This window comes from Streptomyces sp. NBC_00322 (genome assembly GCF_036147535.1).
GTDB lineage: Bacteria > Actinomycetota > Actinomycetes > Streptomycetales > Streptomycetaceae > Streptomyces.
In genome coordinates this window covers 1,887,349-1,911,857 of record NZ_CP108019.1, presented here as the reverse complement: position 1 = coordinate 1,911,857, position 24,509 = coordinate 1,887,349, and the positions used below count along the sequence as shown (strand labels likewise).

The window sequence follows — 24,509 nt, the reverse complement described above, 5'->3', positions numbered from 1 at the left end:
AGCGTCTTCGGAGACTCCGCAGAGAGCTGTTGTCTCGGTCATTCTGTCCACGGGCACTTCGCGAACGGCGGTGGCACCTGCTACGTCGTACGCGTAGGAGGTTCCCGCGGGGCCGCGGCGGTGGACGCCGACGATTCGGCAGCCGTGCGAACTCTCCCCGAGGCCCCCCGGCATGAGCTGGGCAGCTTAAGGAACTCTCGCTGTCGTTGACGTCCTTGGCATCGCCCTGCGTCGCGACCCCCCCTCCTCGGTGTCCCGGGCCGCCTTGGCTCCCGGCGGCCGACGCGTCTTCGCCGCCGCGTCGTTCCCCGGCGCCGCTGTGCGCTCCACCTCCACGGTCACATCCTTGTCCGCGGCCAAAAGCAGTGCTGCGAAACGGTTCAAGCTGTCGGTCAAGGTCGGGCGCTCGGCGTCAGCGAGGTCCGCCGCCGCCCCGGCTCTACGCGGGGTCGGCCGACGCAACCAGTCGTGGCCGACGTTGCGCCACCGTGCCGCTGAAGCGCGGCTGGGCCGCGTTGTTGCCAAGCGTAGGGATTGCGGGCTCGCGCAGGCGCGAACAGACCCGACACGATCACGGCGAAGCCCTCTGCGGACATCGTCCGCCAGTCAAGCGTGCACCCCGCCGTCCCAGGCCGACACGGTCCCTTCATAACGAAGCGCCGCAGTGACCTCATGAGCTGCGCGTTCACTCGCTCCTGTCCCGACGACGGATCGGGTTCCCCACCACAGCGGCCGGAGTGAGCCATGACGACCACCTCTCCCTACGAACGACAGCAGAGCGCACGGCGGCCGTCGACGACCGCACCCGGCGCCGGCTGGGACGGTCGGACGCTCCTCGCGTACGCGGGCCTGACCGGCTCAGTGGTGTTCGCCGTATGGCTCCACCTGGGGCCGGGGCGGTCGCTGAACCCGGTGAGACGGACGATCAGTGACTATGCGCTCGTCGACGGGGGAGCGGCCCTGTTCAACGGGAGCATGCTGTGTCTGGGCATCGGCTCGGCAGCTGTCCTCGCGGGCCTGACGGGATCGGGGCTCACACGCGGTGGTCGGCGCACGGGCATACCGCTCGGCGCAGGGTGCATGGCGTTGCTGCTCGTCGCCGTGTTCCCGACCGATCCGCCCGGCTCTCCCTCGTCGATGGACGGGCTCGTGCACCGATACGCCGGTGCCGTCGCGTTCGCGAGTCTTCCGCCTACCGGCCTGCTGCTCGTCGACCGGCTGCCGCGGCGCCCGTCGTGCCCGGGCCCCATCCGCCGCGTGCGACTGCTGTCGCAGGCGAGCGCAGCAGGCGCCGTGCTGTTCTTCGCCGCGCACCTCGGCGCCACGTATCCGGACTTCGCCGGGGCGAAGCTGGTCGGCAGCGCGCTCGGACTGACCGAACGTCTGCTTCTGTGCATGGAACTCGCGCTGTTGTCCTCGCTGGCCGACCTGGTGCGGCTCGGACGCGGATCCGCTTCCCGGCTGGGAGCCTCCTCGTGACCGAAGTGGCCGTAGCCCTGGCGATCGCGGCTGCCTGGTGCTTCGCCGCGGCCGCGCGGCTCCAGCACCACGCGGTGCGGGAATCCGCCTACGGTCGTCGGACGCGTTCGCCCCAGTACAGGAGGCTGCTCCGCGACCGGCGCTGGCTCACCGGGCTGCTGATGACCGGCGGCGGTGCCGTACTTCACGCCGCCGCGCTGGCCCTCGCCCCTTTGACGGTCATTCAGCCGCTGGGCGTGCTGGCCGTCGTGATCACGGCGGTGTGGAACACACGCGTGGACCGCACGGCGCGGTGGCGCTCCGTATGGCCCGCGGTCGCCGCGACGACCACCGGTGCCGGCGCATTCGCCGGCCTCGCCGCGAGCCGCGTCGCCCCCACCGGCGTACCGGCCGGGGCCGAACTGCGCGCAGTCCTCCTCGTCGCCGGTGTGATGGTGCTCTGCGCGGCGATCGGCGTGAGGCGCCGGTCGGAGTGGGGTGCTCGGGTCCGCAGCCTCGCCTGCGCCACCGGCGCAGGCGCGGCGTTCGGGCTGGTGTCCGTCCTCATGCGCGCCGGCTTCCAGCACGTTGCCGCGGAGGGCATCGTCGCCGTGGTCGTCATCGACGCCGTCGCTGTGGCGGCCGCCCTGGTGGCCGGTGGCTGGTTCTTCCAGTACGCGTACGCGACCGGCCCACCGGAGGTCGCGATGGCATGCGTGACCGTGATCGACCCACTCGTCGCCGTCGGCACGGGTCTGGTGCTGCTGGGCGAAGGCGCGGGCCTCGGCCTGGCAAGTGCCCTCGGCTCGGCGGCCTGCGCCGCTCTGGCACTGAGCGGCGTGATCGCGCTCTCTCTCACAGTCCCTCCCTCCGGTCCTCCCCGACAACGACCGGCATCCGCCGTACCCGCCCGTCCAACCCCAAGGAATACGCCATGTCCGACGCCCCCGTCCCCACCTCTCCGCGCTCCCGCACGCTTCGGATCGTCATCGGCGCCGACACCTACCCGCCCGACGTCAACGGAGCGGCCAACTTCGCGCACCGCCTCGCCCACGGCCTGGCCCGACGAGGCCACGAGGTCCATGTGATCTGTCCGTCGACCGGGCCGAGGACGGTCACTTCGTCCGTCGACGGCGTCACCGAACACCGCCTGCGTTCCCACAGGATCCGCCTGCATCCCACGTTCCGCCTCTGCCTGCCCTGGCAGACGACCGGTCCGGTCACCGGGCTCCTTGAGGAGATCGGACCGGACGTCGTCCACGTGCAGTCACACTTCCCGGTGTGCCGCGCTCTGGTCGGCGCGGCCCTGACCCGCGGTACGCGCGTCGTCGCCACCAATCACTTCATGCCGGAGAACCTCCTCGGCTACGCGAGAGTCCCCGACCGCCTGGCGGCAGCGGTGAGCAGGCTGGCCTGGCGCGACCTGGTGCGTGTGTACCGCCAGGCTCAGGTGGTCACAGCCCCGACCCCGCGGGCCGTGCAGCTGCTGCACGACAACGGTCTGCCGGTGCTCGCACACCCCGTCTCCTGCGGGATAGACCTGCGCCGCTTTGGCCGGCTCGGCTTCCGCGCGCCCGGCGATGACCTCCGCCGCGTGCTGTTCGTAGGCCGGCTGGACGAGGAGAAGCGCGTCCATGAACTCCTGCATGCTGTGGCCCTCGTGCCCCGGACTCTGCCGGTCTTCGCGGAGATCGTCGGCGACGGACGCTGCCGCCAGACGCTGGAGGAGCTCACCGACCAGCTGGGTATCCGCGACCGCGTTGTCTTCCACGGCCTGGTCAGCGACGCCGATCTGCTCGTCGCCTACGCGCGCGCGGATCTCTTCTGCATGCCCGGTATCGCCGAACTTCAGAGCCTTGCCACCATGGAGGCAATGGCCGCGGGAAAGCCGGTGATCGCCGCGGACGCCATGGCCCTGCCGCACCTCGTCAAGCCGGGCCGCACCGGCCTGCTCTACTCTCCCGGAGACTTTCACGCCCTTGCGGGACACCTCACGGAGCTCCTCCTCGACCCCCGTCTGCGCGCGGAGCTGGGAGCGGCCGCCCGATCCCTGGTCGCCCGGCACGACATCGACCACACACTGCGCACGTTCGAGGACCTGTACCTGCCTCTGCGACTCGCGGCACCCCCACGCATCGACGATGGCCTGGCCTCCCGGGCGAGCCAGGTCTGACAGCGCAAGGGCGTACCGCCCGGTCGATCAGGGTGCGTCCCTTGCGCGACGTGCTGTGCTGCGGGCCAAGTTCGATCAGCTCCTGCCGCATCTCGACGAGCGGCGCCGTCGGCTCCACCTGGCGAGCGAGGCCATCGCTATCGGCCACGGCGGGATCACATTGGTGGCTGCGCCTCCGGCACCTGCGCCAGCACCATCGCACGCGGTATCACCGAGCTGGCCGGACACCCGGCGCCGACGCGGCGGATCCGGGCTCGGGGAGCCGGCCGCGAGCCGCTGACGGTCACCGACCCCGGTCTGCTGCCGGCGCTGGAGGAGCTGATCGAACCGCACACCCGGGGTGATCCCGTCTCCCCGTTGCGGTGGACGACCCTGTCGCTGTAACCCTGGCTTCGGCCCTTACCGCGCAGGGCCACGGGGCCAGCGCGGCTACTGTCGGGTACCTGCTCCACGGTCTGGGATACAGCCTGCTGGGCACGGTCAAGACCACGGAAGGCGACGCCCTTCCGGACCGCGACGCCCAGTTCACCCACCTCAACGCCACCGCCACCGACTTCCTCGACAGCGGACAGCCGGTGATCAGCGTCGACACCAAGGCCAAGGAATGGCTCGGCGACCGCGACCGGCCCGGCCGCACCTGGCGTCAGGGCAAGGACCCGGTCTGGCGACCACCCGGACGCCACCCGGCTGCTGATCACCGCCGACGCCGGCGGTTTCCAACGACCCCCGCCGCTGGACATGGAAGAAGCACGTGGCCGCCTTCGCCCTGGAAAGCGGGCTGGAGATCACGGTCTGCCACCTCCCGCCCGGCACATCTAAATGGAACAAGATCGAACACCGAATGTTCTGCCACATCACCGCGAACTGGCGGGGCCGTCCACTGATCCGCTACCAGGTCGTCATCGAAACCATCGCCGCGACGACGACCGGGAAGGGGCTGACCATCAGAGCCGAACTGGACACGGGTGACTACAGGCTCGGTATCACGGTCACACCCGCCGAGTTCCACGCGCTGCCAATCATACCCAACACCTTCCACGGCAACTGGAACTACACCGTGGCCCCCGTTCCTCCCCGAACCCCCGAGGCACCTGCGACCGTCCGACGGGTCGATCCCGCCCTGACCACGATGCTCACCGACCTGTCCCTGACCGGCATGTCACGGCCCGCCTTCGGACGCCTGGTGGCGGTCTCGGAGCCGTACTGGGACGCCCTGGCCGAGGCGGCCTTCCAGCGGCGCTTCCACCGCCCACGCGGATACCTCCATCCACAAACCAGCAGTCTGGACCACTTCCACCGCCTCCTGACAGCCCTGTTACGCCGCCGCGGAGCAGTCACCAGCACATTCCTGGCCCAGCTGCTGGGGGTCAGTCGCACCAACCTGTCCAACCAGTTCCAGGACGGCCAACGCCTCCTGGACCTGCACCGCGTCGTCGTTACACCACTACCCGGATCACCCGCCCGCACCCTGGAACAGATCCGAGCCCGCTCGACGCCCACCGACGACGGTCCAACAGATCAACTCTGACACCTATTCAATTACAAGCCCCGGCAGTGCCGAGAACTGCCAGATCGGCGACTTTGCCGCCTACTCCTCGTCCAAGGGACGGGCGCTGGTGGACTGAAGCTGTATCTGCCGAGGTCCTGGACGGACGACCCGGATCGCTGCCGGACCGCCCGGGTGCCGGCCGAGCGGGCGTTCGCCACCAAGGGTGAACTGGCCCGTGCTCTGGCCCTGCGGGCGCTTGCTTCCGCACGGCCCACCGCGTGGGTGACCGCCGGCAGCCTTTACGGGCAGGAATGGCGCTTTCGCCGCACCCTCGAGGAAGCCCAGGTCGACTATGTGCTGGCCGTGCCGAAACCACGTCCTGCTGTGGTCCAGCGAAGTGGTCGTCTCCCACGGCCGCATCGAGATCGCCGCCACCCGCGTCTGACCACCAAGGGCACCGGCTGGTCGTACTGGACCACTTTCTGGACCTCAAAGCCCGGAGCCCCGGCCAAGCTCCGAAGCAATCGAACAAGCCCGCCGCAAGGGCAACCTTCACCTTCCATACCGCGATGACACTGGGCATGGCCGGGAGGGGCGGCGGGGGCCCTGGGCTGCAGGCCCGTCGTGTCGGCGGTGTGCACTGGGGGTGATGCACCCCCAGTGCACGCGCCTTGTCATGTTTCTGCTGTCCTGTTGTCTGAGGGAACTGCACAAGGCGGCAGGCTGGGTTCCTGCCACCGTGCTGTAACGCGGGATCTGGTCAGAATGGCAGATGCCAGACCTGGTTCTGGCCGTCCCAGCAGTCCCAAATTACAAGTTGAGCTCCCGTCGCGGTGTTAGCGTCGTAGTCGTCCAGACACTTGCGTGAATACGGGTTGAACAAGTGTCCATCAGGCTGAATGATCCACTGCTCGTTAGGCTCCCCGCCGCAATCCCACAAACCGACCAAGGCGCCGTTGTTTTTGGAGCCGCTCTGGACGTCCAGGCACTGGTTCACGCCCGCCAGGGAGTTCATGCCCACCAGGGACAGACCGTTAGTCGACGATTTTTTCCAGATCATAGAAGCTGGTGTGGTGCCGGAGGACCAGCCGCTGCAAGGCCCGATTCGGACGGGGTATGTTTTGGCCGAAAAGCCGGACACGCACAGGTCTGTCCTGCTGCCAGGGCCGGCGATTTTCCCACTGACCGCAGGTGATGCGGCTGTGATAAGGCTGTCCTCGTCCAGTGCCGGCAACCCGCCGCAATATGGGCCGTTGACGGGGCCCTCGCCGGTGTCAAATTCGGTGTTTTTGCCGAAGCCAGTCGGGACCGGTATGTCGAGGACGCTGTCACCGGCGTAGTCCCACTGGCCAAAGTCTCCGTAGGAGAACGTCCACGTGCCCTTTTCGCTCTGCCGGAGCGGCTTCACTTTGATCCATGCCTGCTTGTAGGCAGGTACGGCTAGATCGTGCATTTCTTCTGTCGTCTGCTGCCAGGTGTTGACCGTCTGGTACGTGTGTTCCCACGAGCCAGAGAGGGTTAGCCCTACCTCGACTTTCCCGGGGCTTTTTTCCTCTCCCCCATTCTTTCCCCCCCCGAGGTTACCTTTGATTCCGACCTCGAACCCTACCCGCCAGTTTTCACCCGTCAGAATCGACTTGGCGTACGATTCCGTGTACTTGTAGTGTTTCGTCTGCGGTACACTGGTCTCGTTTCTGCTGCTTTTCCAGCAGAACCACTGGTCGGTCGATTTGACTTCGGTGGTGTTGGGGTAGGCCGTAAACTTGCAGTAGGAGTTGTTGCTCCCGGCTGTGTAGCCCTTATTGCAGTGCGCCATGGCATACTTGGCGGCCAGATTCACGTAACGGTGGCTGATGGGATCGGCTGTGTCGTAGATCCACCAGAGTCCGTATCCCTCGTCCCAGTCGCTACCTGAAGCTTGACAGGGCCACCCGCCAGCACCCCACATTGTTCCCCGATGCCACCACAGGCAGTTATCCTTAAGCTGATCGGCGTCGCTGTTTTGGACTTGCCGGATCATGTATGCATTTTTGTAGGGCTGCACATACCACCACTGCGACGTGCGTGACGCATTGCACGCCTCCGCGTAAACCATGTCCATTCGGGGCCCGGCATCCCAATACGTGTCCACGCACCGTCCGGTCTTGGTGCTGACCATCTGGAAGGTCCCGTCGTCGGGCTCGTGCGGACGCAGCGTGACGCCCCAGTCGGGTTGGTATTGGAATAGATTATTCTCCCAGGCTGCAGATGTGACCTCCATCCTGCTGCCCTGGCTGACACCGGCGGTGAGGTGCGCCCAGCGCGTGTTCCCGGAGCTGGGGTCAATAGCCTTGTTGTAGAGGGTCACACACTGCATTGGTTGACTGCAGTCGGCGGCGTGGGCTGTGTGGGTGGACAGCGGGGACAGGACGGAGCCGAAGGCTGCGATGCACAGTGCCAGTACGGATAGGATCACCCGTGTGGGTGTTGGTCGCGCGACCGAAGAACCGGTCATGTCAACTTCCCTTCGATACGGGCCGCGTCCACCGTAGGGCGACGGCCCCGGGGGGGGGTAGCGATTGGTTCGCTGACCCATCTGGTGATGGCTCGGCGCGCGGATGGAAGGGCTATCGCGGCGGTGTCCGCGCGGCTTGGGTGCCATCGCGTATGTGCGCGCAGTAGTTTCATGGGCGGCCGCTCGAGGAGTTAACGCTTGTCCGTGTGCCCGTCGGTCGGCGGCGATCTCGTCCGTTTCCACGGGGGGTAGTGGCGCATCAGTGCCGCCTCGTCGTGTCGTTGGTCCCGTTTGACGGGCGTGGTCTCCGATCCCGCAGCGTGGCGGGTCGGCGGATCTCCGAGGAGAGGATGATGGACCGAGGGGGCCGCTGTGCCTACCCGGAAAGTCACGGGTTTTGATACCTACGTACCGGGTGGGAGCCCGAGAGGCGTCGGACGGCGGGGTATGCCGGACAGGGGTCTTTGCCCCTGCTCGCGTGTGCACCGACGGGTGGTGCGGCCGTGAGCGGCAAGCGGTAGGACGCCTTACGTCCACTCGCTCGTCAGACAGCGGAGAAGCTCAGGCAGGGCAGTCCCGATGGGCTCGTGGATGACCTCGTCCGCGCGGTCGTCGTGCGGTGTGGGCTCGGCGTTGACGATGATCAGCCGTGCGCCTTGGTCGGCGGCGATGCCTGCGGGGCCGGCGGCGGGCTGGACCTGGAGGGTGCTGCCGACGGCGATGAACACCTGGCAGGCCTTGGTGATGGCCACGGCCTCGCCGAGCACCGTTCGCCGAACATCACGGTGGCGGATTTGAGGATGCCGCCGCACTCCAGGCACGGCGCATCGTCCCCGTCGGCCTCGACCCGGGCGAGGGCGTATCCACCATGGGCCCGCGCGTGGTACTGCGTACACACGTCGCTGCGTACGGTGCCGCGCAGTTCCAGCACCTTGCGGGTGGGCAACCCGGCGAGCACCTCGAGACCGGGCCACCGTCTGTGGCTGGCGGGACAGGCCACCCGCGTCTGGCGGTGGGCCCCTGCGGAGTGCCCTGCTACGAAGCAGCTGCCGCGGGTGTAGGTCGCCGGTCAGCGGCGGTTGTGGGTGCCGCAGAGGAGCACGCGGCGTTCCTGGGTGATCCGAGACGGCTCGGCGGGGCGCAGAGACGTGCGGAGGTTGGCCCCCGGGCTCGTCTGCGGAGAGCTGTACGGCGGCCGTGGCTCGCGCCCACGGGAACCGCGTAGGTACCTATATGACTGCTTCTACGGTGGTCCTTCAGGCAGCCCGCCCACACGCTTGACGGGTCCGACACCCGTCAAGACCGACGAGGAGAGGGGCTGGCTGCCATGTGTGAGCACGAGCCACCGTGTCCTCCATGGGAAGCACCCGACCACGAGGCAGCGCGCGTTGTGGCATCGCACCCGGAGCAGGGCTGGGTGCTGCTGTGCAATAGTGTAGTGATCTTCGAGGACACCGGTGAGATTCTTCCCGACCTGCGCGTGGTGACACCGCACCGCTCGCTGCCGATACTGCCCGCCTCACGCATGGAGGGCCGGACCACACGTGCGGCAGAGTTCACGGGCTCCTCGGAGTAGGAGGATCCGTCGGAATCTCGGGGGCCAACCTGCACGACAGCCAGGCCCTGATCCCCCTGGTGAAGGGCATACCCCCGATCCGTTCCCGCCGCGGGCGGCGGCGACGCAAGCCGGGAAAACTCCACGCCGACAAGGGTTACGACTACTCCCACCTGCGGCAATGGTTACGCGAGCGCGGCATCCCCCACCGCATCGATAGAGCACTCTCCAGCACTGCGGCGCGGCCCATCCACCAGATTCGGCAGACCGCTGACGACTCACGGGGCTTCAACCACCAATTCAGTTTCCTTGCACCCATTCCGTCTTCGCTTGTGGGCACGAACCATCTGGTGGTGTCGGGGTGTCGGTCCGCCCCTACGTTGTCGAGGCCGCTTCCAGCCTCACCCCCGACCCAGGGCTCCGCCTGCCTCCAGCTTCAACCGGTCACTGCGATGACCAGCGGCGGGTTCTCCCTCCCGCTCGATTCGTCAGCGCCTCGTGGCGCGCACCCGGTCTCGTCCACGATCAGCACCCCGCCTGGGCAGTTGATACCGCCCGACGACGCGAGGCTGGCGCGACAGGACATTCGTGTCGCCGGGCGGAGACTGTGTGGCCGACTGCCTCAGGGAGAGGCCCGCGGCGGCGGCGATGGGGACCGAGGGTTCGCTTCCTTCAGGTCAAGAAGCGGACTCCGGTGCCTTGACCACCGCACTGGCATCGCACTACCGCCGCGGTCCTCGGCCTGCCCGTTCCGCATGACCACCCCTCATCCGGGTCCGCGGCACAGGCGGCGCCCGGTCCTGACCTCTCGTCAGGGGCCGGGCGCAGCTTGTTCGTTCCTAGTCCTCGCGCAGGGCGCGGACCGCCTCCTCGACGCGCTTGCCGTAGTCGGCGTCGGCGGCGTGGAAGTGGGCGAGGTTCTTCTCGATGACGTCGTCACGGGTGACCTGCGAGAGGCCGCCCGCGATGTTGGCCACCAGACGGGACTTCTCCTCCTCGGACATCAGGCGGTACAGCTCGCCCGCCTGGAAGAAGTCGTCGTCCTTGTTGTGCAGCGGCGCGGCGTGCGTGCCCGTCCAGCCGTGGATGGCCAGCGGGGCCGACAGCGCGGAGTCCGTCTGCGCGGGACCGGCGTACGAGTTGGGCTCGTAGTTCTTGTCGTGGCGCGGGCCGTTGCGGGTGGCCATCAAGCCGTCGCGGCCGTAGTTGTCGGGGGACCCCCCAGGAACAGCCTTCGGCGCGTTCACCGGCAGCTGGGTGTGGTTGACGCCCAGGCGGTAGCGGTGTGCGTCCGCGTAGGCGAACAGCCGGCCCTGGAGCATCTTGTCCGGCGAAGGACCGATGCCCGGCACGAAGTTGTTCGGCGAGAACGCGGCCTGCTCGACCTCGGCGAAGACGTTGTCGGGGTTGCGGTCGAGGACCAGGCGGCCCACGCGCTGCAGCGGGTGGTCGCTGTGCGGCCACACCTTGGTGAGGTCGAAGGGGTTGAAGCGGTAGTCCGCCGCCTCGGCCGCCGGCATGACCTGGACGTACAGGGTCCACGAGGGGTTCACACCGCGCTCGATGGCCTGGAGCAGGTCCGTCTGGTGGCTGTTGGCGTCCTTGCCGGCCTGCTCGGCCGCCTGCTCCGAGGAGAGGCAGCGGATGCCCTGGTTGGTCTTGAAGTGGTACTTCACGAAGAAGGCCTCGCCGGCCTCGTTCGTCCACTGGTAGGTGTGCGAGCCGTAGCCGTTCATGTGGCGGTACGAGGCGGGGATGCCGCGGTCGCCCATCAGCCAGGTCACCTGGTGCGTCGCCTCGGGGGCATGCGCCCAGAAGTCCCAGACGTTGTCCGGCTCCTGCTTGCCCGTGAAGGGGTCGCGCTTCTGGGAGTGGATGAAGTCCGGGAACTTGATCGGGTCCTTGATGAAGAACACCGGGGTGTTGTTGCCGACGAGGTCGTAATTGCCCTCTTCGGTGTAGAACTTCAGCGCGAAACCGCGCGGGTCGCGGACCGCGTCCGCGCCACCCAGCGAGTCGGCGACGGTCGAGAAGCGGATGAACGTCTCGGTGCGCTTGCCGACCTGGGAGAGGAAGTCCGCCTTGGTGAAGCCGGTGACGTCGTCGGTCACCTCGAAGTAGCCGTACGCGCCGCTGCCGCGGGCGTGCACCACGCGCTCCGGTATGCGCTCCCGGTTGAAGCGGGCGAGCTTCTCGAGCAGGTGCTGGTCCTGCAGGAGGAGGGGGCCACCGACGCCTGCGGTGGCGGAGTTCTGGTTGTCGGCGACCGGGGCGCCTGACTCGGTCGTAAGCACACGCTGCGTCATGGTGGCGGGATTGACCTTCCGTGCTGGAGCTGCTGGCGGTGCGAGGAGCGTAGATTCGCCTCGAACATCACGTCAACAGTTTGTTGAAAGCGAAGTGTGGTGTTCCGGACGGCGTCGGCGCCTGGGCGCGACAGGACAGGTGTCAGCGCCGACACCGTCCGGAAATCTGGGGGCCCGGTGCGGGCCCGGACTCAGACCTGCTGCCCGGAGAGGCGCTCGACGGCGCGCAGCAGAGCGGAGTGGTCGAGGCCGCCGTCGCCCTGCGCGCGCAGGGAGGCGACGAGCTGGGCGACGACCGCACCGACGGGCAGCGCGGCGCCGACGTTGCGGGCGGCGTCGGTGACGATGCCCATGTCCTTGTGGTGCAGGTCGATCCGGAAGCCGGGCTTGAAGTCCCGGTTCAGGAAGTTGTCCTTCTTGCGGGACAGGACCGTGGAGCCGGCCAGACCGCCGTTCAGGACATCCAGAGCGGCCTGGAGGTTCACGCCGGACTTCTCGAGGAAGACGACGGCCTCGGCGCAGGCCTGGATGTTGACCGCGACGATCAGCTGGTTGGCGGCCTTCACCGTCTGGCCGGAGCCGTGCGGACCGCACAGGACGATGGTCTTGCCCAGCGCCTGAAGGATCGGCAGCGCGCTGTCGAAGTCGGCCTGCTCGCCGCCGACCATGATCGACAGTACCGCCTCGATCGCGCCCGCCTCGCCGCCGGAGACCGGGGCGTCCAGTACGCGGATGCCCTCCTCGGCCGCGGCCTTGGCGAGGTCCACGGAGGTCTGGGGGGTGATGGAGGACATGTCGATCAGGAGGGCGCCTCGCTTGGCGTTCTGCAGGATGCCGTTCTCGCCGTACGAGATGGCCTCGACCTGCGGGGAGGCGGGCACCATCGTGATGATGACGTCGGCGTCCTTGACGGCATCGGCGATCGAGGAGGCCGCGGTGCCACCGGCGGCGGTGAGGCGGTCCAGCTTGTCCTGCTCCAGGGTGAAGCCGGTGACCTGGTAACCCGCCTTCAGCAGGTTCTCGGACATGGGGGAGCCCATGATGCCGAGGCCGATCCATGCGATCTTGGGGGTGCTCATGAGGGTGCCTCTCTCAAAACTCTTGTACGTGACGTCAGTTGGCCGCGCGGGCCTCGGCCGGGAGCCAGCCGAAGGACTCGGCGCTCGGGCGGTCGCCGGCCTTGTACTCGAGGCCCACCCAGCCGTCGTAACCGGCCTTCGTCAGCTCGTCGAGAAGCCGTTCCAGCGGCAGTGAGCCGGTGCCCGGCGCGCCTCGGCCCGGGTTGTCCGCGATCTGGACGTGGCCGGTCTTGTCGGCGTAGGCCGCGATGACCTGGCTGACGTCCTCGCCGTTCATCGACAGGTGGTAGATGTCGAGGAGGAACTTGGCGTTTCCGAGTCCCGTCGCCGCGTTCACCTTGTCGACGACCTCGATCGCGGCCGGGGCGCTCACCAGCGGGTAGAGCGGGGACTCCGGCTTGTTGAGCGTCTCGACCAGCAGGATCGCGCCGATCCGGTCGGCCGCGCGGGCCGCGAGTACCAGGTTCTCCAGGGCGAGTTCGTCCTGGACGGCCGGGTCGACGCCCTCGACGCGGTTGCCGTACAGCGCGTTGAGCGCCCTGCAGCCCACCGAGGCGGCGAAGTCCGCGGCCACCTCGATGTTGGCGCGGAAGCGGCCGGACTCCTCGCCGGGCACTGAGAGCGCGCCGCGGTCGGGGCCCGGCAGCTGCCCGGCGTAGAAGTTCAGGCCCACCAGCTGGGTGCCCGCGTCGTCGAGCGCCTTCTTGAGGGCGTCGAGCTCGGCCTGGGGCGGGGTGGGGGTCTCGATCCAGGGCCACCACAGCTCGACCGCGCTGAAGCCCGCCGCGGCTGCTGCCGCGGGGCGCTCCAGGAGCGGGAGTTCCGTGAAGAGGATCGAGAGGTTCACATCGAAGCGCTGGTCCGTGCCGCGCTTATTCGTGAAAAGAGGGGCCATGAGGGGTTCTGCGCTCCTTCCGTATTGCGGAAGTCAGTTTCTGCTTAACGGAAGATTGCCTGGGGTGGGGGAGGGCTGTCAAGAGCGGGCAACGAAAAAGCGCCCCCCGAGCGGGGGACAGAGGGCCTGTTCAGGCTCCTGTCCCCGGCTCGGAAGGCGCTCAGGGGCTTTCCGCGGGCGAAAGGGCTACAACGCGTCCACCGCGCTCACCTTCCAGCCCGCGGACGTACGGGTCAGAGTCATCCGCACCCGGTTCAGGTCGAGACGCGGCCCCGTCACCTGCGTGCTCGTGGTCACCTGGTTGACGAAGAGCAGCACGACGGCCCTGTCCGGCGAGGCCGACACCACCGAGGCCGCCGGTGCGCCGCCGCCCGGCGGCTTCACCACCGTCGCCCTGACCACCCCGTGGTACTTCGCCGCGGTCGGCGCCACCACCCTCGCCGTCGTCCTGGCGTACTCGTCACGGAACGAACCGGTCAGATGGCCGCGCGCCGCGGCGAAGTCCTTGTCGAGCCGCCGGTAGTCGTACGACAGCACCACAGGCGCCGCTTTCCGCGCCGCGGCGAGCGCCTGCGCCCGCGCCCCCTGCGTCCGCAGGCCGTCCCCGTACTCCCAGCCGAGCACGGCGACCGCGGCCAGCAGCGCCGCCACCAGCACGGCCAGCACGGCGCAGAACCTGCCTCGCCGTCGCCCGCGGGCGGCAGCGGCCACCGGTTCGTCGGCGACCAGGACGGGCCCGGCCTGCTGTTCGACCGCTTTCCGTCCCTGGCTCGCGTCGTCCGGTGCCTCCAGAGGCAGCTCGTCCGGTTCCTGCGCACGCGTCTCGTCCCCTGCCTGCGGACGCGTCTCCTCGGGACTGCGGGTCGCGACCCGTTCCGTACGCCTGGCCGCCGCGCGGGCGGCGGCCGCCATCGAGCGACGGCCGGGGGATGCGGTGCCGGGGCCTTTGCCGGTCGGGTTCGCCACGGTGTTGCTCCTCACTGCCTTGCTCCTCACTGCAGGTGGTACGGGTGTGTGGCCGGGCACGCGGTCAGCCGACAAACTCGACGTCGGACGTCAGCCAGCGGCCGTTCTCATGTACGAGATCGAGCTGCAGCCGATAGGTGCGGGCCTGGCCCCCCGGGGCGGCGGTGTTGGTCACCTTGCTGTCGGCGACGACCAGTACGCGGGCCGTGCGCTCGTCGGAACGTGTGATGCCCGCTTCGAGCACCTGCCCCTGCGACACCGATTTGTTGGCCGCGACCAGCTTCGTCAGTTCGTTCGTCTGCGCGGAGAACTGCTCCTTGAAGTCACCGGTGGCGCCCTTCAGTACGTTCTCGCTGTCCTGCGCGTAGTGCCGGTAGTCCAGCGAGGTGAAGTTCAGCGCGGACTGCCGGGCGGCGGCCAGGATCTCCTGGTGCCGCTGTGCCTCGGCGCGCTGCTCGTACACCTGCACGCAGAGCCAGCCGCTCAGCGCCGTGGTCATGACTGTCGCCACCACGAGCGCCGCCGCCGTCGTTCTGCCCTGCCGGGCGGAGGCCGCCGTTCTGGTGCCGAGCAGGCGCAGCGAGCGCGTCAGGCGCGCGAGGATGCCCGCGTTCATGCCATAGGTCCGACGAGCAGCCATTGCCACGAGTCCTTTCCGAGCACGCTCTGTTCGCCGCCCGTCGAGCCGATCTCGACGAGCGTTCCGTCCGGACCGGCGACGATGCCGGTCTCGGGGTCGTACGGGGTGACATACGCCGCCCGGCCGGCCCCCGCCGCCGTCGCGCCGGGCACGTTCTGTGCGCCGCGGACCGAGGTGGCGCTGCCGCGGGGGGCCGTGCAGTGCGCGCCCGTGTTCGCGGGGCGCTCGGCGGTGTCCGCGGGGTCGCGCCGCTGGGTGCCGTATCCCTGGCGGCACGGCGGCGGATCGTCGGCTCCGGCGACCAGCCCGAAGTGGGTGGTGCCGTCGCCCGGGATCACGGTGGAGCTGCCCGCGACGACCACCGGGAAGGTCACCAGGGCCTGTTCGACGCCGGGCAGCCTGGCCACTGTGATCTGGCCGCCGCTGATCAGATTTCCCAGCAGTACGGGCAGTTGGGTCTCGTTCGCCTTGAGCAGCGAGTTCAGCTCCTGCGCGGCAGGCGCGGCCGAGCCGATCAGCTTGCGCAGATCCCCGTCGCTCGACTTCAGCTCGGCGGTCAGGGCCGCCAGGTCGTGCGAGAAGGACTTGATGGCCGAGCCCTTGTCGACCTGCGTCTTGAGAACCGTGCGCGAGTCCTCGATCAGCGAGACGGTCTGCGGCAGTGACGCGGACGCCGACTCCACGAGGCTGTTGCCCGAGTCGACAAGTCGGCTCAGATGGGGGCCGGTTCCGGCGAAGGCCTTGCCGAGCTCGTCGACCGTGATCCGCAGATCCTCCTTGCCCACGGAGTTGACCAGGCGGTCCAGGCTCAGCACGACATCCGTGGTGGGCAGCGGCACCCGGGTGTCACCGCGGCCGATCACGCTGCCGTCCCGCAGATAGGGGCCGTCGCTGTCCCGCGGCTGCAGGTCGACGTACTGCTCGCCGACCGCCGAGCGGTTCGCCACGACCGCCAGCGTGTCGGCCGGTATCCGCACCCCGTCCTCGATGTCCAGCGTCACCTGCACCCCGTCGGCGCCCGCAAGTCGCAGTTCACCGACGCGGCCGACCGGCACCCCGCGATAGGTGACCTCCGCCCCCGGGAAGACGCCTCCGGACTCGGTGAACTCGGCGCGCACGGTGTAACCGCGGTCGAGAAGCATGTCCGCCAGGCCCGTGTACTGGGCTCCGACGTACGACACCCCGACGGCGGTGATCGTGGCAAAGGCGAGCAACTGGGCCTTGACCGTACGAGTGATCACGGCTGCATCCCCTTCAGCATGAGCTCGGCGAGGGCGGGTGAGACCCCGGCCGGAAAGCGTTCGGCGTCCCCGCCTCCGTAGGCGGCGTAACTGCCGGTGCACACCGGCGGGCACAGCGGATCCGGGTCGACCGGCGGGGAAGAAGGTGTCGAAGGCGCGCCCGGGACCCTCGGCAGCGAGGTGGGCAGCGGTACGCCGGGCAGCTCGGGCAGGTCCGGCAGCCCGGGCTTGTCCGGTGCGCCCGGCTTCTTGGGCTCCTCGGCGAGATTGCCGTAGATGCTCGCGAGATCGAGATCCGCGGTGATCTTGAGATTGACGTAGTCGCCCTTGATCGCGCCCGTCACATTGCGCGGGAACGGATATGTCGTCAGCAGCTCCAGCGCGTTCGGCAGATCACTGCCCGCCTTGTTCAACTGCGCCAGGATCGGCCGCAGACTGCGCAGATTGGCGACCAGGTCGGCCCGCGAGGCATTGACCACCTTGGTGCCCGCCGTGCCGAGCTTGGAGAGCGAGGTGAGCATCGCGGTCAGATTGCGGCGCTGGTCGGCCAGCACCTTCAGGGCGCCCGGCATGGTGTCGACCGCCGTGGCGATGGTCTTCTTCTCCCGTGCAAGACGCGCGGCCAGCCGGTCGATGCCTTCGAGCGCGCGGACGATCTCCTTGCGCTGCCCGTCGAGGCCGCCGATGAAGGTGTCCAGCTCGCTCAGCAGGGACTTCACCCGGTTCTCCCGGCCCTCCAGGGCCTTGTTCAGCTCCGTGGTGACCGTCTTCAGCTGGGCCACCCCGCCGCCGTTGAGCAGCGCCGACAGTGCGGACAGAACCTCCTCGATCTCCGGGTTGCGCCCGCTGCGCGACAGCGGGATCCGGTCGCCGTCGCCGAGGCTGCCCGTTGGGGCGCTGTCCACCGGTGCGGACAGCGCCACGTACTTCTCGCCGAGCATGCTGGTCTGGCGCAGCTCGGCGATCGCGTTGGCCGGCAGCTTCACCTTGCCGTCGACCCGCAGCCGCACCCGGGCGTGCCAGCCGGCCAGTTCCACCTTCTCGACCGCGCCCACCGTGACGTTGTTGACCTTCACGGCCGACTGCGGCACCAGATCGAGTACGTCCCGGAACTCGACGGTGACCCGGTAGGCGTTGCCGTCGTCGGCGGCGCCGCCGGGCAGCCCCACGTCGTACAGACCGTTGAACTCGCAGCCGGTGAGCACGACCGAGCCCATCGCCGTCCACAGGGCCGCGGCCCGGCCCCCGCGCAGCACTCTGCTGAACCTCATGCACCGGCCTCCAGGATTCCGCCGAGCGTCCGGTCGACCGGTCCGGTGCCCGACACCGGTGCGGCGGTGGGCAGTTGGGGCAGCGTGTCGAAGAGCTGCTGGAGCTCCTTGCAGTCCGGGTTCTTGCCGCCCGCGTCCCCCGTGGTGCGCAGCAGCGAGCACAGCAGCGCGGCCGGATCCTGTGACTGGTTCAGGTTGTTACGGGTGTCGAGGGTGCCGGACGAGGGGTTGTAGGCGTTCTGCAGATTGGAGAGCCCGGCCGGTGCGACCTCCAGCAGTTCCGCCAGCGCGGCACGCTGGGTGACCAGCACTCGGGTCACCTTGCTGAGTCCCTTCACATCGGCGGTCAGCGCCTTCTTGTTGCCGCGTACGAACGCGGACACGTCGCCGAGCGCCACCCCCAGATTCCGCAGCGCCGCCGCGAGGTCCTTCCGTTCGCCTGCGAGCTGGTCGGCCACCTGGGCGAGGCTGTCGTTGAACGACCGCACGTTCTTGTCGTCGGCGGCCAGCGCCGCGGTGAACACCTGCAGATTCCGTACGGTGCCGAACAGGTCCTGCCTGCCATCGGACAGGGTGGTGACCGCCAGCGACAGGTCCTCGACCGTCTGGTGGAGCTTGGCGCCCTGGCCCTCGAGGTTGTCCGCGCTCACACCGAGCAGCCGGGACAGCGAACCGTCCGCGTTGGCGCCCTTGGGGCCGAAGGCCTCGGCTGTCGTGTGCAGGCTGTCGAAGACCCGGTCCAGCTCGACCGGCACGGCCGTGCGGCTCAGCGGAATGACCGCGCCGTCCTTCATCGCGGGCCCGCCGCGGTAGACGGGGAGCAACTGTACATAACGGTCGCTGACGACCGAGGAGTTGATGATCGCGGCCTGCGCGTTCGCGGGGATCCTGCGACCGGGCTCGTACTCCAGCTCCACCCGCACCCGGCCGCCCTCCGGCGTGATCTTGCCGACCTCTCCGACGCGGACGCCGAGGACGCGTACGTCCGAGCCGGGGTGGATGCCGACGGTGCGCGGGAAGTACGCGGTGACATGCACCGGGGACGAGCGCGGCCACAGGACGACCGCGGTCGTGCCCGCGACGAGCGCGAACGCCACGGCCAGTGCCACGCGCCGGGCTGGACGTCCTCTCCATACGAGCCGGGCGTTCATCGCGAGCCTCCCGTCCGCGGAGCCACCGGAGTGGCGACCATGTTCTGGATATAGCTGTCGAACCACCGCCCGTTGCCGAGGGTGTTGGTGAACACCCGCACATAGGGCGCCAGCAGCTTGATGCTCCGGTCGAGGCTCGCCTGGTTGCGTTCGAGCATGGCGACCACCGAGCCCAGGCCCTTGAGCGCCGGGCCGATCTGCTTGCGGTTGTCCTCCACCAGGCCCGAGAGCTGGACGCCGAGTGCGGCCGAGCTCTTGAGCAGTGAGTGGATCGCCGCCCGCCGCGCGGCGATCTCCTTGAAGAGCTTGTCGCCGTCCTTGACCAGTACGGCGAACTCGTCGGAGCGGTCCTTCAGCACGCCGGTGACCCCGTTGGCGTGATCGAGGAGTTCTCGCAGCGACTGATCGCGGGAGGCCACCGTCCGGGAGATCTTCGAAAGACCCTTGATGGACGCCCGTACCTCGGCGGGCGAATCCTCGAAGGTGGTGGAGATGGTGTCGAGCGCCTTCGCCAGCCGGGCGGTGTCCACCTTCTCCGTGGTGGTCGTCAGATCGCTGAACGCCGCCACGACGTCGTACGCGGGAGTTGTCCTGTTGAGCGGGATCTCACTGCTGGGCCGCAGCTGCCCGGATCCCTTCGGCTGCAGCGCGAGGTACTTCGCGCCCAGAATCGTCTTGACCCTGATGGCGGCCCCGGTCCGGGTGCCGAACTCCGGCTCGCCCTTGACCCGGAAGGTGACCTTCACATGGTCACCGTCCAGGTCGACCTCGTCGACCTTGCCCACCTTGACCCCGGCGATCCGCACCTCGTCGCCGGGCTTGAGGCCGCCCGCCTCGGAGAAGGCAGCGCTGTACGTCTCTCCGTCGCCGATCAGCGGCAGGCTGTCGGCGTTGAACGCGGCCAGGGCCAGCAGCGCGAGCGTGGTGACGCCCACGGCTCCGATCACAGAAGGATTTCTCTCGCGGAACGGGATCATGAGCACCTCGCGCGGGCGACATGGAGCTCGGGGGTGATGACCTCTTTGGTCTTCGGCAGCACGATCCGGCCGTCGAAGTCACAGAGGTAGAAGTTGAACCAGGAGCCGTACGAGGCGGTCCCCGTCAGCTTGTTGAGCTTGTTCGGCAGCCGTTTCAGCACGCCCTCCACGGTCTTCTCGTTCTCGTTCAGCGTTCCGGTGAGCTCTCTCAGCCCGGCGATGTCGCCACGCAGCGGCGGCCGGGCGTCCTGGAGCAGACCCGAGGTGGCCTCGGTCAGCCCGTCGATGCCCGCCAGCGAGGCACCGATCGGCTTGCGGTCGGCGGACAGCCCGGAGATCAGCCGCTGCAGCTGCTTGAGCAGGCCGGAGAAGCGGGCATCGCGCTTGTCCAGCGTCCCCAGCACCGTGTTGAGGTTGTCGATCACGGAGCCGATCAGCTCGTCGCGGTCGGCGATCGTCGTGGTGAGCGACGCGGTGTGGGCGAGCAGGCTGTTAACCGTCCCGCCCTCGCCCTGCAGGGTCTTGATGATCTCGGTGGCGAGCTGGTTGACGTCATTGGGGCTGAGCGCCGCGAACAGCGGCTTGAACCCGCCGAGCAGCGCGTTGAGATCGAGCGCGGGCTTCGTCCGGGACAGCGGGATCACCCCGCCCGCCTCCAGGCGCGTGCCGTTGCCCGCGCCCTCGGTCAGCGCGACATAGCGCGAGCCCACCAGACTCCGGTAGCGGATGACCGCGCCGGTGCTCGCCAGCAGCGGCCGGTCATGGGCGACGGTGAACGTCACCTCGGCGAGCGTGCGGTCCTTGATCGCGATGTCCCGGACCTCACCGACGCGCACTCCGGCGACCCGGATGTCGTCGCCCTCCTCCAGGCTGGTGACATCGCTGAACACCGCCCGGTAGGTGTCCTCCTTCGCAAACGAAATATTGACGATGGTGGCCGCGAGCAGCGCGGTCGCCAGCACCGTCACCACGGCGAACACACTGAACTTGACCAGCGGCGCCATGGCCGCGGTGGCAGGTGCCCTCCTCATGCGACACTCACCGCCGTTCCGCGGGCCATCGGTCCGAACAGCAGCGTCGTGACCGCGGGCACCCGGTCGGCCGGCACCCCGAGGACGGGGGCCACGAGCGAGCCGACGGCCCGCTGCTCGGCCGCGGTGGCCGACACCCCGGCTCCGCCGGGCAGCCCGCCCGCGCCGGTCCGCTTCGTACCGTCGTCGAGATGGACATCCGGTGCCGGGACATGGGGGCTGGGCAGACCTCTGCAGTCGGGTCCTGAGCGCTCTGCATAGCGCGGTTCCTCACCGGGTCGGTATGCGGGCCTGGGGCGGACGAATTCGAGCGTGATGCGCATCTCCCCGCCCGCGAACGCCTTTTCGGATGCCGCCTCCTGGCGCACCAGGCCGTCGAGGAGGCAGGGGTATTCGGGGGAGTAGCGGGCGAACAGCGCCAGCGTGGGCCGGGAGACCCGGCCGAGCGTGATCAGCCGGTCGCCGTTGTCGTCGAAGAACTTCTCCGCGGTGCCCGCGACCGTGGTGGTCGCCTTCAGGGCCTCGGCCAGCCGGTCCTGCTGCTCGACGAGCGTGCGGCTGGTGGTGACGGAGTTGCGCAGGATCCGCATCAGATCGGGTGCGGCGTCGCCGTACACCTCGGCCACATCGGCGAAGCGCGCGATGTCCTCCTTGATGGACGGCATATGGGGGTTGAGCTCGCGCAGATACCCCTCGACGCGGGTCAGATTGGCGCCGACACGGTCGCCGCGTCCTTCGAGTGCGGTGGCGAACGCGGACAGGGTGGCGTTGAGCTCCGCGGGCCGTACGGTGCGCAGCAGCGGCAGCAGGTCGTTCAACAGCTGCTGCACCTCGATGCCGACCGTGGTGCGGTCCTGGGTGATGACATCACCGGCCCGGATGGGCCGGACACCGGACCCGCGCGGCGGCACCAGCTCGACGAACTTCTCGCCGAACAGCGTCTTGGGCAGCAGCCGGGCGTGCACGTCGGCCGGGATCCGGGCGACATGCTCCGGCTTGAGCGCGATGTCGACGGTCGCCTTGCGGCCGTCGGCCCGCACCGCGCGCACCTCGCCGACCAGCAGCCCGCGCAGCTTGACGTCGGCTCGCGGATCCAGCTGGTTGCCCAGTGTGTCGGCCTCCAGCGTGATGCGTACGACCGAGGTGAACACCTGCTGGTACACGGCCACGGACAACGACAGCAACAGCCCCATCACCACGATGAAGGCGACGCCGTACAGCTTCAGTCTCACGGTCCGCATCGGCCCTACCCCGCAATCCGTACGGTCGTGTTGGCGCCCCAGATCGCCAGACTGAGGAAGAAGTCGAGGATGTTGACGGCGACGATGGAGGTGCGCACCGCACGGCCGACCGCGACGCCCACGCCCGCCGGGCCGCCGCTCGCGTAGTAGCCGTAGTAGCAGTGCACAAGGATGATCACGACGGCGAAGACGATGACCTTGCCGAAGGACCACAGCACGTCGACCGGCGGCAGATACTGCTGGAAGTAGTGGTCGTAGGTGCCGGTCGACTGCCCGTAGTAGCCGGTCGTGATGGTGCGCGCGGCGAGGTACGAGGACAGCAGCCCGATCACATACAGCGGGATCACGGCGACAAAACCGGCGATCATCCGGGTGGTCACCAGGAACGGCAGCGAGGGAACGCCCATCACCTCCAGCGCGTCGGTCTCCTCGCTGATCCGCATCGCGCCGAGCTGCGCGGTGAATCCGGCGCCGACCGTCGCGGACAGGGCGAGACCCGCCACCAGCGGTGCGATCTCACGGGTGTTGAAGTACGCCGAGAGGAAGGCCACGAAGTTCGACGTGCCCAGCTGGTTGAGGGCCGCATAGCCCTGCAGGCCGACCTCGGTGCCGGTGAAGAAGGACAGGAAGGCGATGACACCGACCGTGCCGCCGACGACGGCCAGCGCACCGCGGCCGAAGCTCACCTCCGCGAGCAGCCGCAGGGTCTCCTTCTTGTAGCGGCGCAGGGTCCGGCCGGTCCACGCCAGCGAGCGCCCGTAGAAGGTCAGTTGGGTGCCCAGTTCATCGAGCCATTGCGTGAGCGCCATCGTCATCCCCTCTGCGGCACGATCTGGAAGTAGGCGGCCGTCATCACGAAGTTGGTGACGAACAGCAGCATGAAAGTGATCACGACCGACTGGTTGACGGCGTCGCCGACACCCTTCGGGCCGCCCTTCGCGGTGAGCCCCTTGTACGAGGCGACGATCGCGGCGATGGCGCCGAACACCAGGGCCTTCAGCTCGGCCGCCCACAGGTCGGAGAGCTGGGCGAGGGTGGTGAACGAGGCGAGATAGGCGCCGGGCGTGCCGTTCTGCAGGATCACGTTGAAGAAGTAGCCGCCGGCCACGCCGACGACCGAGACCAGTCCGTTGAGCAGCACCGCCACCAGCATCGTCGCCAGCACCCGCGGCACGACGAGCCGGTGGATGGGGTCGATGCCCAGCACCTGCATCGCGTCGATCTCCTCGCGGATCTTCCGCGCCCCGAGGTCCGCGCAGATCGCGGTGCCTCCCGCCCCGGCGATCAGCAGCGCGGTCACGATCGGCGAGGCCTCGCGCAGCACCGCAAGGACGGACGCGGCACCGGCGAAGGACTGCGCCCCCAGCTGCCGGGTCAGGCTGCCGATCTGCAGCGCGATCACGGCGCCGAAGGGAATGGACACCAGCGCGGTCGGCAGGATCGTGACACTGGCGATGAACCAGGCCTGCTGGATGAACTCCCGTGCCTGGAAGGGGCGTTTGGGTATCGTCCGCAGGACGTCGAGACCCATCGCGAAGAGGTTGCCCGTGTGCCTGAGGGCTCCGGTGGGCGACAGGCTCATGCGTCGGCCCCCCTTCCGCGCACCGCGGCACGCATCTGTCGCAGTGCCTCGCGTTCGGCGATCGCCTCCCAGCGCGGCGGACGGGTGATCCCCGCGGTGGGCAGAAGGCGCGGCGTCAGCTCGGGCAGGCCTTGCGGTACGGGGTCGGCGGCTTCGCCGAGCTGTGCCAGCTCCTGCTCGACCTGGGCCGCGTCCTTCTCCTCGGCCATGCCGATCGGACCTTGCATCCGGCCGTTCAGGAACTGCCGTACCACCGGCTCCTCGCTGGTCAGCAGCTTCTCGCGGGGGCCGAACATCACCAGTTCGCGGCGGAAGAGCAGACCGATGTTGTCCGGGACCTGCCGCGCGGAGGCGATGTCGTGGGTGACGATCAGAAAGGTCGCGTCGATCTGCGCGTTGAGGTCGACGATCAGCTGGTTGAGATAGGCCACCCGGACCGGGTCGAGCCCCGAGTCCGGCTCGTCGAAGAGGATGATCTCCGGATCGAGCACCAGCGCCCGGGCCAGTCCCGCCCGTTTGCGCATACCGCCGGATATCTCGCCGGGCAGTTTCTCCTCGGCGCCGATCAGGCCGACCATGTCCATCTTCTCGAGCACGATCCGTCTGATCGCGCTCTCCGGCTTGCGGGTGTGCTCCCGCAGCGGGAAGGCGATGTTGTCGTAGAGGTTCATGGACCCGAACAGCGCGCCGTCCTGGAACAGCACGCCGAACAGCTTCCGCACCTCGTACAGGTCGTGTTCGCGCAGGGCGGTGATGTCGGTTCCCGCGATCCGGATCGACCCGCGTTCGGGCCTGAGCAGCCCGACGAGCGTCTTGAGGAACACCGACTTGCCCGTGCCCGAAGGGCCGAGCATCACCGACACCTCGCCGGCGGGCAGCGTCAGCGAAACGTCCTGCCAGATGACCTGGTGACCGAAGGACTTGGTCAGTCCTTCCACACAGATCTCGACACCCATCCGG

General features: G+C 68.7%; 18 protein-coding genes and 5 pseudogenes. 7 read left to right on the top strand and 16 right to left on the bottom strand.

What is annotated here, in order from left to right; genetic code table 11:
- Nucleotides 1–744 precede the first annotated feature (744 nt).
- The 5 genes and pseudogenes from OG905_RS08705 to OG905_RS39070 all read left to right on the top strand — a co-directional run.
- Nucleotides 745–1,479: a DUF998 domain-containing protein gene (locus OG905_RS08705; RefSeq protein ID WP_328667162.1), complete on the top strand. Its 735-nt coding sequence runs from the start codon at nucleotides 745–747 to the stop codon at nucleotides 1,477–1,479.
- A complete protein-coding gene (locus OG905_RS08700) occupies nucleotides 1,476–2,546 on the top strand; it encodes a DMT family transporter (RefSeq protein WP_328667161.1) in 1,071 nt (356 codons plus the stop codon). Before OG905_RS08705 ends, OG905_RS08700 begins: the two co-directional genes overlap by 4 nt.
- The gene (locus OG905_RS08695; protein ID WP_328682122.1) at nucleotides 2,441–3,631 is read left to right on the top strand and encodes a glycosyltransferase; all 1,191 of its coding nucleotides are present in this window, start codon (nucleotides 2,441–2,443) and stop codon (nucleotides 3,629–3,631) included. The genes OG905_RS08700 and OG905_RS08695 overlap by 106 nt, the downstream gene beginning before the upstream one ends.
- 55 nt (nucleotides 3,632–3,686) lie before the next feature.
- Nucleotides 3,687–5,179 (top strand): annotated as a pseudogene (locus OG905_RS08690) (ISAzo13 family transposase); the annotation flags it as partial.
- Nucleotides 5,164–5,528 (top strand): annotated as a pseudogene (locus tag OG905_RS39070) (transposase); the annotation flags it as partial. The pseudogenes OG905_RS08690 and OG905_RS39070, both read left to right, overlap by 16 nt.
- Before the next feature lie 352 nt (nucleotides 5,529–5,880).
- On the opposite strand, the gene OG905_RS08680 reads toward OG905_RS39070, so the two are convergent.
- Both OG905_RS08680 and OG905_RS08675 read right to left on the bottom strand, forming a co-directional pair.
- Entirely contained in the window at nucleotides 5,881–7,467 is a 1,587-nt protein-coding gene (locus OG905_RS08680; protein ID WP_328667159.1) for an RICIN domain-containing protein, read from the bottom strand.
- A gap of 674 nt (nucleotides 7,468–8,141) precedes the next feature.
- Nucleotides 8,142–8,581, bottom strand: a pseudogene (locus OG905_RS08675) (Sir2 family NAD-dependent protein deacetylase); the annotation flags it as partial.
- Between the two features lie 360 nt (nucleotides 8,582–8,941).
- On the opposite strand from OG905_RS08675, the gene OG905_RS08670 reads away from it, so the two are divergent.
- Nucleotides 8,942–9,190, top strand: a complete 249-nt coding sequence (locus tag OG905_RS08670) for a DUF5999 family protein (RefSeq protein WP_328667158.1) — start codon at nucleotides 8,942–8,944, stop codon at nucleotides 9,188–9,190.
- Nucleotides 9,184–9,390 (top strand): annotated as a pseudogene (locus OG905_RS08665) (transposase); the annotation flags it as partial. The gene OG905_RS08670 and the pseudogene OG905_RS08665, both read left to right, overlap by 7 nt.
- A gap of 618 nt (nucleotides 9,391–10,008) precedes the next feature.
- Here the strand turns inward: OG905_RS08665 and OG905_RS08660 are convergent.
- The 14 genes and pseudogenes from OG905_RS08660 to OG905_RS08595 form a co-directional block, all read right to left on the bottom strand.
- On the bottom strand, nucleotides 10,009–11,475 hold the full coding sequence (locus OG905_RS08660) for a catalase (protein WP_328667157.1): 1,467 nt from the start codon (nucleotides 11,473–11,475) through the stop codon (nucleotides 10,009–10,011).
- Nucleotides 11,476–11,666: 191 nt separating this feature from the next.
- Nucleotides 11,667–12,557: pseudogene (locus tag OG905_RS08655) on the bottom strand (2-hydroxy-3-oxopropionate reductase); the annotation flags it as partial.
- Nucleotides 12,558–12,588: 31 nt separating this feature from the next.
- The gene (locus OG905_RS08650; RefSeq protein WP_328667156.1) at nucleotides 12,589–13,449 is read right to left on the bottom strand and encodes a TIM barrel protein; all 861 of its coding nucleotides are present in this window, start codon (nucleotides 13,447–13,449) and stop codon (nucleotides 12,589–12,591) included.
- A 186-nt stretch (nucleotides 13,450–13,635) separates the two neighbouring features.
- Nucleotides 13,636–14,430 carry a hypothetical protein gene (locus OG905_RS08645; protein WP_328667155.1) on the bottom strand — a complete coding sequence of 265 codons (795 nt, stop codon included), beginning with the start codon at nucleotides 14,428–14,430 and terminating at the stop codon, nucleotides 13,636–13,638.
- Between the two features lie 49 nt (nucleotides 14,431–14,479).
- A complete protein-coding gene (locus OG905_RS08640; RefSeq protein WP_328682120.1) occupies nucleotides 14,480–14,914 on the bottom strand; it encodes a hypothetical protein in 435 nt (144 codons plus the stop codon).
- A gap of 113 nt (nucleotides 14,915–15,027) precedes the next feature.
- Nucleotides 15,028–16,296 carry an MlaD family protein gene (locus OG905_RS08635; RefSeq protein ID WP_328667154.1) on the bottom strand — a complete coding sequence of 423 codons (1,269 nt, stop codon included), beginning with the start codon at nucleotides 16,294–16,296 and terminating at the stop codon, nucleotides 15,028–15,030.
- The gene (locus tag OG905_RS08630) at nucleotides 16,293–17,567 is read right to left on the bottom strand and encodes an MCE family protein (protein ID WP_328667153.1); all 1,275 of its coding nucleotides are present in this window, start codon (nucleotides 17,565–17,567) and stop codon (nucleotides 16,293–16,295) included. The genes OG905_RS08635 and OG905_RS08630 overlap by 4 nt, the downstream gene beginning before the upstream one ends.
- Nucleotides 17,564–18,676 carry an MCE family protein gene (locus OG905_RS08625; protein ID WP_443043908.1) on the bottom strand — a complete coding sequence of 371 codons (1,113 nt, stop codon included), beginning with the start codon at nucleotides 18,674–18,676 and terminating at the stop codon, nucleotides 17,564–17,566. The genes OG905_RS08630 and OG905_RS08625 overlap by 4 nt, the downstream gene beginning before the upstream one ends.
- Nucleotides 18,677–18,714: 38 nt before the next feature.
- Nucleotides 18,715–19,695 carry an MCE family protein gene (locus tag OG905_RS08620; protein WP_328667151.1) on the bottom strand — a complete coding sequence of 327 codons (981 nt, stop codon included), beginning with the start codon at nucleotides 19,693–19,695 and terminating at the stop codon, nucleotides 18,715–18,717.
- Nucleotides 19,692–20,726, bottom strand: a complete 1,035-nt coding sequence (locus tag OG905_RS08615; protein WP_328667150.1) for an MCE family protein — start codon at nucleotides 20,724–20,726, stop codon at nucleotides 19,692–19,694. Before OG905_RS08615 ends, OG905_RS08620 begins: the two co-directional genes overlap by 4 nt.
- Nucleotides 20,723–21,967: an MCE family protein gene (locus tag OG905_RS08610; protein WP_328667149.1), complete on the bottom strand. Its 1,245-nt coding sequence runs from the start codon at nucleotides 21,965–21,967 to the stop codon at nucleotides 20,723–20,725. The genes OG905_RS08615 and OG905_RS08610 overlap by 4 nt, the downstream gene beginning before the upstream one ends.
- Before the next feature lie 5 nt (nucleotides 21,968–21,972).
- Nucleotides 21,973–22,776, bottom strand: a complete 804-nt coding sequence (locus OG905_RS08605; RefSeq protein ID WP_328667148.1) for an MlaE family ABC transporter permease — start codon at nucleotides 22,774–22,776, stop codon at nucleotides 21,973–21,975.
- 2 nt (nucleotides 22,777–22,778) lie between these two features.
- Nucleotides 22,779–23,549, bottom strand: coding sequence for an MlaE family ABC transporter permease (locus tag OG905_RS08600; RefSeq protein WP_328667147.1), 771 nt, complete (start codon nucleotides 23,547–23,549; stop codon nucleotides 22,779–22,781).
- Nucleotides 23,546–24,505: an ABC transporter ATP-binding protein gene (locus OG905_RS08595; RefSeq protein ID WP_328667146.1), complete on the bottom strand. Its 960-nt coding sequence runs from the start codon at nucleotides 24,503–24,505 to the stop codon at nucleotides 23,546–23,548. The genes OG905_RS08600 and OG905_RS08595 overlap by 4 nt, the downstream gene beginning before the upstream one ends.
- Between the last annotated feature and the right edge of the window lie 4 nt (nucleotides 24,506–24,509).